This window comes from Bradyrhizobium sp. WSM3983, assembly GCF_000473045.1.
In the GTDB taxonomy this organism is placed as follows: Bacteria; Pseudomonadota; Alphaproteobacteria; order Rhizobiales; family Xanthobacteraceae; genus Bradyrhizobium.
The window spans coordinates 21,769-28,105 of the sequence record NZ_AXAY01000053.1 but is presented as its reverse complement, the minus strand read 5'-3'; the positions used below and the strand labels follow the sequence as shown (position 1 = coordinate 28,105).

6 protein-coding genes and 1 pseudogene are annotated in these 6,337 nt (G+C 64.1%); 3 read left to right on the top strand and 4 right to left on the bottom strand.

The window, feature by feature from the left end; translation table 11 throughout:
- The 3 genes and pseudogenes from YUA_RS49450 to YUA_RS0139495 all read right to left on the bottom strand — a co-directional run.
- Positions 1 to 183, bottom strand: a pseudogene (locus tag YUA_RS49450) (IS701 family transposase); the annotation flags it as partial.
- Positions 184 to 292: 109 nt separating this feature from the next.
- The gene (locus tag YUA_RS0139500) at positions 293 to 1,189 is read right to left on the bottom strand and encodes a bifunctional helix-turn-helix domain-containing protein/methylated-DNA--[protein]-cysteine S-methyltransferase (RefSeq protein ID WP_027535575.1); all 897 of its coding nucleotides are present in this window, start codon (positions 1,187 to 1,189) and stop codon (positions 293 to 295) included.
- Positions 1,190 to 1,243: 54 nt separating this feature from the next.
- Complete coding sequence (locus YUA_RS0139495; RefSeq protein WP_027535574.1) at positions 1,244 to 1,777, bottom strand: DUF2244 domain-containing protein; 534 nt, start codon at positions 1,775 to 1,777, stop codon at positions 1,244 to 1,246.
- Positions 1,778 to 1,799: 22 nt separating this feature from the next.
- On the opposite strand from YUA_RS0139495, the gene nth reads away from it, so the two are divergent.
- Genes nth through YUA_RS0139480 form a run of 3 tightly spaced genes read left to right on the top strand, consistent with a single transcriptional unit; the run spans position 1,800 to position 5,359 of the window.
- The gene (gene nth, locus YUA_RS0139490; RefSeq protein WP_027535573.1) at positions 1,800 to 2,570 is read left to right on the top strand and encodes an endonuclease III; all 771 of its coding nucleotides are present in this window, start codon (positions 1,800 to 1,802) and stop codon (positions 2,568 to 2,570) included.
- 37 nt (positions 2,571 to 2,607) lie between these two features.
- Positions 2,608 to 3,744: an HlyD family secretion protein gene (locus tag YUA_RS0139485; protein WP_027535572.1), complete on the top strand. Its 1,137-nt coding sequence runs from the start codon at positions 2,608 to 2,610 to the stop codon at positions 3,742 to 3,744.
- Complete coding sequence (locus YUA_RS0139480) at positions 3,731 to 5,359, top strand: MFS transporter (RefSeq protein WP_027535571.1); 1,629 nt, start codon at positions 3,731 to 3,733, stop codon at positions 5,357 to 5,359. Before YUA_RS0139485 ends, YUA_RS0139480 begins: the two co-directional genes overlap by 14 nt.
- Before the next feature lie 25 nt (positions 5,360 to 5,384).
- On the opposite strand, the gene YUA_RS0139475 is transcribed toward YUA_RS0139480, so the two are convergent.
- Positions 5,385 to 6,125, bottom strand: coding sequence for a sulfate transporter family protein (locus YUA_RS0139475; RefSeq protein ID WP_027535570.1), 741 nt, complete (start codon positions 6,123 to 6,125; stop codon positions 5,385 to 5,387).
- Positions 6,126 to 6,337 lie beyond the last annotated feature (212 nt).

The window sequence follows — 6,337 nt, the reverse complement described above, 5'->3', positions numbered from 1 at the left end:
CGTCCGCGCCGGAGCCGTCCGCGCAGCCATCGGCTCGACGCTCTTACGTTCGCCCGGCAATATCAAGCCGGTGCAATAGTCACGCAGCGGCCTCATCCGCACTGCCTGACCGATCACACTTCCAAGCCCAGCTACATAGGCCGCAAACCGTGCCCCGCTGCTTTCACCCTGATTGAGATCCATCTGGCCCTCCGCATGCCAAATATTGAATCTCCTCAAATATTTGATTCTCCGCCCACCGCGGCCGCGACCGAATGACTCAGTAAGACTAACCCACCCTACGACACTTGGCTTACTGCACCCCCAGCTGCCCGGCTTCCCAGCCCAGCATCGCCTGCTTGCGGGTGATGCCCCAGTGATAGCCGGTGAGCGTACCGCTCTTGCCGAGCGCGCGGTGGCAGGGCACGACGAAGGACACCGGGTTCTTGCCGACGGCTGCGCCGACGGCGCGGGAGGCCTTCGGATTGTTGATGTTGCAGGCGATGTCGGAATAGGACACCGCGCGGCCCATCGGAATCCTGAGCAGCGTCTCCCATACCCGCACTTCGAAATCGGTGCCGATCAGCACGACACGCAACGGCTGGTCCGGCCGCCACAGTTTTGTGTCGAAGATGCGCTGCGCCAGCGGCGCGGTGCCTTCGTGATCTTCCACGTAAGTGGCGTTCGGCCAGCGCCGCGTCATGTCGGCCAGCGCGGCCTTCTCCTCGCCGGGATCGGCAAAGGCGAGACCCGAGAGGCCGCGATCGGTCGCGATCACGATCGCGGTGCCGAACGGCGAGGGATGGAAGCCGTAGCGCAAGGTCAAGCCAGCGCCGCCGTTCTTCCATTCACCCGGTGACATCGCTTCATGGGTGACGAAGAGATCGTGCAGCCGGCCCGGTCCTGAGAGCCCTGAATCGAGCGCCGCATCGAGGATGCTCGCGGAATCCCGCAAGAGTCCCTTGGCGTGGTCGAGGGTGAGCGCCTGCATAAAGGCCTTCGGCGTGATCGAGGCCCAGCGGCGGAACAGATGGTGCAGCTCATCCGGCGTGACGCCGGCCGCATCCGCCATCGCCTCGATGGTCGGCTGCGCCCGCCATTTTTCCGAGATGAAAGCGATTGCCCGGCGCACGGAATCATAGTCGCGCAGCGCGGCGTTCTGGTGGCCCGGCTTGGCCAGGCGCTGGTCATGTATGGCGAGTGTCATCATGACCGGAAATGTAGGCGCGGCGGGGGTGCGAAACCACCCGATTTCTGACTGCGCTCAGGTCACCGGATTGTAGGTCGGGCCGCGCTTGGCGGCGTTCAGGGCCTCAACCAACCCCTTGTAAAAGCTAGACTTCTCCTCCGGTCCGAGGAACCTTGCGATCTGGATCTGATGGCCGCGCGAAATCAGATAGAGATGCTCGATGCCAAGATCCTCGTCGACTTCCATGTCGAGGCGGACCCAGAGCGGATTGAAGGTCCATTCCGCGACCTGGCCGCGATGGCTGATGCGCCGCACGCGCAATTCGGAGGTCGTGACCGTGATCTCCTCGCGCGCCAGCGCGGTGCGGAAATTGGCCTTGAAAGCCCACCAGACGACGAGAACGTCGAGGCCGAAAAAGCCGAGCACCGGCCAGGCGCCCTTCATCAGGAAGACAATTCCTGTGACGAAACTGACGACGCTCAGGAACAGCATTACGGCAAGGAAGCCGGTGCGGTTCAGCGAGCGGTGCGGCGTCAGCAGCGCGGAGAAGATCTGCACTTCGGCATGACCTTCAGAACCTTGGCGCTCAATTTCATTGCCTGTGCTCATCGTCCCTCAGTATATCCCGATCATGGCGAAAATCACCCGCAAGCCGGCCCCGCGCAAAGCGGCGGTGCCGAAGAAAAAGGCAAAGGCGGCCACGGCAAAGCCCAAGCCTTCCGCTAAGAAATCGGCGCCGGCCAAGAAATCGCTCAAGGCCATAAAACCTTGGACCCCCGCTGAGATCCACGAAGTCTTCAGCCGTTTCCGCAAATCCAATCCTGAGCCGAAGGGCGAGCTCGAACACCTCAATCCCTTCACGCTGCTGGTCGCCGTGGTGCTGTCGGCACAGGCAACCGATGCCGGCGTCAACAAGGCGACGCGTGCATTGTTCGAGATCGCCGATACGCCGCAAAAGATGCTCGACCTCGGCGAAGAACGCTTGCGCGAGTACATCAAGACCATCGGTCTCTACCGCACCAAGGCCAGGAATGTGATCGCGCTGTCGGCCAAGGTGCTCAGCGATTTCGGCGGCGAGGTGCCGCGCACGCGTGCCGAGATCGAGTCGCTGCCGGGCGCGGGACGCAAGACCGCCAACGTCGTGCTCAACATGGCCTTCGGCGAGCACACCATGGCGGTCGACACCCATGTCTTCCGCGTCGGCAATCGCACCGGGCTCGCACCCGGCAAGACGCCGCTGGACGTCGAGCTTGGTCTCGAAAAGGTGATCCCGGCCGAATTCATGCTGCATGCCCATCATTGGCTGATCCTGCACGGCCGCTATACTTGCCTCGCGCGCAAGCCGCGCTGCGAGGTTTGCCTGATCAATGATCTCTGCCGGTGGCCGGAGAAGACGGTCTGAGCACGGCGTTCGGGTAAAGTGGTTTTGGGGGCCTATCGTGAGTCAGCAGGAACAAGTTTCGTCGCCCGCGCCTGCAGCCACACCGGCCCCGCCGCCCAAGCCGACGCAGCGGCCGGCGAGCTCGCTCTGGAGCCGGCTCGCGATCCCGCTATTTGCGGTGATCGTCGCCCTCGCCTTCGTTGCGCTGGCGACGCTGCGCTTCGACGAATGGGTCGGCAATGCGGTGATCCAGACCACCAATGACGCCTATGTACGAGCCGAGCTGACGCGGCTTGCGAGCCGGGTCTCCGGCGAGGTGCTGACTGTCGCGGTGACTGACTTCCAGCGCGTCAAGGCCGGCGACCTCCTGATCCGGATCGATCCAGCCGACTACGAAGCCCAGGTCGCGCAGTTCGAGGCCGCGGTTGCTGCCGCGCAAGCCGTGCTCGACAATCTGGCCAACCAGATCGAGCTGCAATATGCGACCATCGCGCAGGCCGAGGCTTCGCGTCTGTCCGCGGAGGCGCTGGAGGTCGAAGCCAAGCAGGAGCAGGAGCGCCAGCAATCGCTGTCGCAAACCGAATCCGGCACGCGGCAGCGATACGAGCAGGCGGTCGCGAGTCTCGCCAAGGCGCAGGCGGACGTGCGCGCCAGCCGCGCCGTGATCGCCGCGCAGCAGCATCAGCTCGAAGTCCTGCAAGGCACCAAGAAGCAGCGCGCCGCCGACGTCGAGGCGGCCAAGGCGACGCTGGCGAGCGTGAAGCTGAAGCTCGGCTACACCAAGATCACGGCGCCGTTCGACGGCGTCGTCGGCGAGCGCCAGGTGCAGCCGGGCGATTACGTCAACATCGGCACCAACCTCATCAACGTCGTGCCGCTGCCAAAGGTATATGTGATCGCAAACTACAAGGAGACCCAGCTGACTCACGTGCAGCCCGGTCAACCGGTCGAGATCACCGTCGACAGTTTTTCGCGCGAGAGGCTCCATGGCAGGGTGGAGCGCATCGCGCCCGCGACCGGCGCGCAGGTCGCGCTGCTGCCGCCGGACAATGCGACCGGCAATTTCACCAAGGTCGTGCAGCGCATTCCCGTGCGTATCCAGTTCGACGACAACCAGCCGCTGCTGGCGCGGCTCGTGCCGGGCATGTCGGTCGTTACCCGCATCGACACGAAGGGCGCTGATGGCGGAAAATGACGATGTCGGCCACGGGCCGATCTCGCGCGGCGGCGTCGCGGCGCAGCCGCTGTTTGCCGTGGCGGCCGTGCTGCTCGGCTCGTTCCTCGCCAATTTCGACAGCCGGCTGACGACGGTCGGCCTGCCTGACCTGCGCGGCGCGTTCGGGCTTAGCTTCGACGAGGGCGCGTGGCTCTCCACCGCCGGCATCGGCTCGCAAATCCTCATTGCGCCCGCGGTGGCGTGGCTTGCGACCGCGTTTGGGCTGCGGCGCGTGCTCGGCATTCCAAGCCTCGTCTATGCGATCGTCTCGCTGATCGTCCCTTTCGTGCATGATTTTCCGACGCTGATCGCGCTCAGTGTCGTGCACGGTCTGCTGCTCGGCACTTTCGTGCCGGCGACGCTGATGATCATATTTCGCAATCTGCCGATCCGCTGGTGGCTGCCGGCGATCGCGCTCTATTCGATTCGCGTCGGCTTCGCGCTCGATACTTCGAGTTCGCTGGTCGGCTTCTATGTCGACCATCTCGGCTGGCAATGGCTTTACTGGCAGAGTGTCGCGATCGCGCCCTTGATGGGGCTCATGGTCTATCTGGGCACGCCGAACGAGCCCGTGAATCGCGCGTTGCTGCGCGAGGCCGATTGGGGCGGCATGCTGCTGCTCGGTACCGGGGTCTCGATGATCTATGCGGGCCTCGACCAAGGCAATCGCCTGGACTGGCTTGGCTCCGGCACGGTGATGGCATTGCTCGTCGGTGGCGGGGCGCTGTTCGTGGCTTTCCTCATCAACGAGGCGCTGGTGCGACAGCCCTGGGCGCATGTAAACGTGCTGTTCTCACGGAATATCGGATTGTCGCTGGTCCTGATTCTGCTCTACACCCTGACCAGCCTGTCCAACTCGTCGCTGGTGCCGAATTTCCTCGCCGCCATCGGGCTGCTCAGGCCCGAGCAGAGCGGCCTGCTGCTGCTCACCTACGGCGCGTTGCCGATGTTCGTGCTGGTGCCGATCTCGATCTGGCTGCTGCGGCATTTCGATACGCGGACAGTGGTGGTCGTGGGATTTGCCTGCTTTGCCGCCGCCAATCTCTGGGGTACGCAGCTCAGCCACGACTGGGCGCGCGAGGACTTCATCGGCATCGTGCTGCTCCAGGCGATCGGGCAGTCGCTGACGTTGCTGCCGTTGATCATCACGCTGCTGTCCAATTCCGATCCGAGCCGCGCGACCTCCTTTGCCGCCTATATCCAGATCATGCGGCTTGGCGGCGCCGAGATCGGCGTGGCGCTGATGGGAACGTGGCTGCGCGTTCGCGAGCAGGTCCATTCTTTTTATATCGGCCAGAACCTCGAAGTCGGCGACGCCAATGTGGTGCGCGCGCTGAAGCAGCTCGCCGATCACTTCGCCGCCCATGGCGCCGGCTCGGCGTCGGCGCGCGCGGTCGGCACACTCGCGGGCTTCGTCGCGCGCGAGGCCAATGTGCTCGCTTATATCGACGGCTTCTGGTTGTGCTTCTGGCTGGCGATGGCCGCGCTCGGCTTCATCGCTTTGATCACCCGCGCGCCGCCGGGCCCGTTCACGCCGGCGCCGTTCGGCTTCGCCAAGATGCTGCTGCGCAAATGCGGAGTGCAGGTGACGTAGATCCCGCTAGTGCGGCGGTCTCACTTCACCGCATCTGCCGCGCCGGCTCGATCAGCTCAGGCCGCGAGCCCGATAGCCGCTTGTGCATGTGGACCATGAAGGCCATGCCGAAGATCGGCGTCGCCAAATTGACGATCGGAATCGAGACGAAGGCCGCAATGAACAGACCCGCGGTGAAAATCGTCGCGGCATTGTCGCGCCGCATCGCCTTGGCGTCCTCCGGCGAGCGGAAGCGCATCGCGGCGAGCTCGAAATATTCGCGGCCCAGCAGCCACGCTGCGGCGAGGAAGAAGATCAGGAAACCGGCACCGGCCAGGAACACCAGCGGCAATGCGACGAGATAGACGAGGATGGTCAGCAACGCGGTCTTGATGCCCTCGAGGATGGCCTGATTGAACGGCAGTGCGCTGCCCGGCCGCTCGGCCGGATAATATTCGCGCTCGACGATGTCGGCGACGTCGTCGACGAAGAAGCTCGCCACCAGCGAGGTGATCGCGGGCATCAGGAACACGCTGCCGAACACAACGCCGAAACCGGCCGCTATCGAGATGATCCAGGCGAGCACCTCGAGGGACGAGTGCCAGCTGGGGCCGAGCAAGCCCTCCAGCCAGACCTCGCCATAGGTTGCGAACCAACTCAGCAGCCGCTGCAAGCCGATCGCCAGCACGACGATCAGCACCAGCGCCAGCCCGATCGACCGCCACAGGATCGACCGCATCGCCGGCGACATCATTTGCGACAGCGCCTTCACGGCGGCATCCAGCATGGGAACCTCTCACGAAACCACCTGCGAGAGGTAGACACACCAGGCGGCTTCGGCAAGAGAGGCTGATCCGTTGCGGTCGCGGCGATTTGGCCTGCGCGAACGTTTTCGTCGCGGCGGGCTTGCTGGAAAAATGCACGATCGGGCTGACGATGACGTCGCCGACCTCGACTTGCCGAGAGTTGCAATCTTAGATCGAAATCATTGGCAGCGAA